The sequence below is a fragment of the Leucobacter sp. M11 genome, from assembly GCF_035726885.1.
Lineage (GTDB): Bacteria > Actinomycetota > Actinomycetes > Actinomycetales > Microbacteriaceae > JAPFRB01.
The window spans coordinates 411,895-415,112 of the sequence record NZ_JAPFRB010000004.1 but is presented as its reverse complement, the minus strand read 5'-3'; the positions used below and the strand labels follow the sequence as shown (position 1 = coordinate 415,112).

Below are 3,218 nucleotides of genomic sequence, written 5' to 3'. Positions count from 1 at the left end.
TTCCTCGAAGGCGGGGATCTGCTCGAGGCCCTGGCTGCGCTCCCACCAGAGGGCTCCGTTGACGCGGGCGATCAGCTCCCCGGTCTCCTCGGCTCGGCGATAGACGTCGTAGAACGCGGGGCTGTGGTTGCCGTACTGGCCGATGAGGGCGTCCTGCCAGCTCGTGATGCCGTACTGGAGGAGCTTCTCCTGGCCGACGAGGAACCCGGCGTACATCTCTTCGAAGGTGGGCTCGGGGGCGTGCGAGAGGGCCAGCATCCGCGCCCCCTCGTGCAGGGTGCCCGTCGGCTCGCCGTCGGCGTCGCGCTCGATCCGGCCATCGGCCGGGTCCGGGGTGTTCCGGTCGATGCCGCAGCGGCGGAGGGCTTCCCGGTTCACCCAGGCGCTGTGGTGGTCGCGGTTGGAGAGGATGATCGGGCGGTCGGCGCAGAGTGCGTCGAGGTCCTCCGCGAGCGGGGTGCCGCCCGGGAACGCGGCCTGCTGCCACCCGGCCCCGATGATCCACTCCACCTCGGGGTGCGTGGTCACGTAGTCGCGGATCAGGGTCAGGTAGTCCTCGCGGGTGTAGCCGTCCGCGAGATTGCACCCCAGCATCTCCATCCCCGCCTCGACCGGGTGCACGTGGGCGTCGTTCATTCCGGGGTGCAGGAGGCGGCCGGTCGCGTCGACGACCTCGGTGTCCTCGGCGATGGCGTCGAGGACGGCGTCGCCGACGAGCGCGATCCTGCCGTCCCGGACCCCGACGTGCACGGGGGCGGGGTGGTATCGCTCCCCGTCAAACAGTGCGCCGTTGGTAAATGCGAGGTCGAGCCGTCCGGTCAACGCTTACTCCTTTGTATCGGTATGCTGGGGGTACCCGGGGGTACTTAATCGTTTAAGCGATACCGGGAACACTACCCACCGAACCCTGCTCCGTCAATTCGGCCCAGGGTGTACCCAAAAACCCCCAGATCCGAACTGCTTTCGAGCGAAAGGAACGTGTGTGGCGGTCACGCTGAAGAAGATCGCGGAACAGCTCGACCTCTCCGCCGCGGCCGTCTCCATGGCGATCAACGGGAAGCCCGGCGTCTCCGAGGAAACCCGAGATCTGGTGCTGCGCACGGCCGAGGAGCTCGGCTACAAGCCCAATCGCATGGGGCAGTCGCTCCGGCTCGCCCGCACGGGCGCGATCGGGGTCTACTTCCCGTCAACCGTGCTCGAATACTCGCTGTACTTCGCCGAGGTCACCCGCGGGATCACGGCCGGGCTTGCGGACACCGACCTCTCCCCGGTCCTCCTGCCCTCGGCCCTCGAAAACGGCGACGTGCGGGACTTCCCCTCGGTGGACGGCCTCATCATCGTGGAGCCCCACTCGGATGACCTCGGCATGTTCGAGCTGCTCCGCGGGGACACCCCGACCGTCACCCTCGACCCGCCCCCGCCCTCGGCGGAGCGCCCCTGGGGCATCATCGAGTCGGACAACGCGGGCCTCGTGCGGGAGGCCTTCGGGCACCTCGCGTCGCGCGGCAGCCGACTGCCCGCGCTCCTCACCGTGGAGACGGTCTCCGACTGGACCGCGCAGGTCGAGCGCGGCTATCTCGCCTGGTGCGCCGAGCGCGGCATTGAGCCCGCGGTCATCCGCACCTCGGTCACCCACAGCAACGAGGAGGTTCGGCAGATTCTGGAACGCGCGCTCCCCAGCGCCCGCCAGCCGGGCGACGCGCAGCGGGAGCGGGAGGCGCGCGACGGACTCTTCGTCTGCGGCGACGGCTTCGCCCTCCGCATCGCCGGGGTGCTGCGGAGCATGGGGCTCTCGGTCGGCGAGGACGTGCACCTCGTCTCCGGGGTGGACAGCACCATCATGCAGTACCACACGCCGCCGATTTCCTCGGTGGACATGAACCCCTACGCCTATGGCGTGCGCGCCGCCCAGATGATTCACCGGCTACTCAAGCTCCCGGAGCGCCCCTCGCCGCCCAGCTACGAGGTCATCCCCGCGCCCATCATCGCCCGCGCCACGTAGCGGGCCAGCAGACGCGGAGCCCCCGCCCCGCCGATCAGGCGAGGGTGCCGCGCACCGTTGCGGCGAGCGCGCGGGAGCTCGACGGGTGGAAGAGCCCGGCGAGGACGTCCCGGTACATCCGGGCGAGCTCGCTGTCGGCCTGGAAGCCGCGGGCCCCGAGCATTCGGAAGGCGACCTCGACGGCGGCCCTGGCCTCGTCGGTGACACGGTTTTTTGCGGCGGCCAGCGCGAGGAACCAGTCGTCGCGGCTGGCGCGCTCGTCGATGTCGCGGTTCAGGATCGCGAGGGCGTCGAGGGAGGCGCGGTGCTCGAGGACCGCGGCGGTGAGCCGGGCGGCGGCGTCGGGGTCGTCGAGGCGGGTGCCCTCGCCCGCGGCGCGGCGCGCCCCCTCGGTCGCGAGTTCGATGGCGCGGTCGCCGATGCCCGCGTACACGGAAGCGGTGAGCAGGGAGAACGTGGAGAAGATGCCGAGGATGAGCGCGTCCGAGCCGTCGTAGGGCTCGACGCGGGCGGTGACGTCGGCGCCGAGCATGCGCGCGCCGTCGAGCTTCGTCGTGTAGGACTGGGTGGCGCGCATCCCGAGCGGGTTCCAGACGCCGGGGTGCGAGATCCCGGCGTCGTCGCGGCGGAGGAACCCGTGCACGACGCGGGGGCCGTCGGGGCCGGTCTCGTCGCGGGCGTGCACCCCGAGCCGGGTCCACACGGGCGAGAGGGTCGTAAAGATCTTGGTGCCGGAGAGCCGGTACCCGCCCGAGCCGTCGGGCACGGCCTGGGTGTTCGCGTCCATCAGGACGGCGTCGTTCCCGGCCTCGGAGATGCCGAAGGCGAAGACCTCGCCCGCGGCGGCGTCGCGGAGCACCCAGTCGAGGCGGCTGTCGCCGCGCTCGTGCAGGAAGCGGGCGACCTGCACCCAGACGTGGTGCATGTTGACGCCGAGGCCGGTGGCCGGGGCGGCGGCGGCGAGGCGGCGCTGCTGGGCGCTCAGCTCGGCGAGGGTGAGCCCCCAGCCGCCGAAGGCGACGGGCACGGCGGCGGCGAGGTATCCGGCCCCGCGCAGCTCGGCGAAGTCTTCCTCGAAGAAGCGGTTCTCGGCGTCGTAGGCCGCGGCCCGGCCGCGGATCGTGTCGAGCAGGTCGGCGGACAGTTCCCGATTCGTCATGCCCCCAGCCTACGCCGCCGCGCTGGCCGCGGCGAGGGCTTGATAGGTTGGTGGAAT

General features: G+C 71.3%; 3 protein-coding genes. 1 reads left to right on the top strand and 2 read right to left on the bottom strand.

Going from position 1 to position 3,218, the window contains the following annotated elements; translation table 11 throughout:
* On the bottom strand, positions 1 to 822 hold an 822-nt coding region (locus OOT08_RS14035), incomplete at its 3' end, for an amidohydrolase (RefSeq protein WP_325093411.1).
* Positions 823 to 982: 160 nt separating this feature from the next.
* On the opposite strand from OOT08_RS14035, the gene OOT08_RS14030 reads away from it, so the two are divergent.
* On the top strand, positions 983 to 2,002 hold the full coding sequence (locus OOT08_RS14030) for a LacI family DNA-binding transcriptional regulator (protein ID WP_325093409.1): 1,020 nt from the start codon (positions 983 to 985) through the stop codon (positions 2,000 to 2,002).
* A 34-nt stretch (positions 2,003 to 2,036) separates the two neighbouring features.
* On the opposite strand, the gene OOT08_RS14025 is transcribed toward OOT08_RS14030, so the two are convergent.
* Entirely contained in the window at positions 2,037 to 3,161 is a 1,125-nt protein-coding gene (locus tag OOT08_RS14025; RefSeq protein WP_325093407.1) for an acyl-CoA dehydrogenase family protein, read from the bottom strand.
* Positions 3,162 to 3,218: the final 57 nt, after the last annotated feature.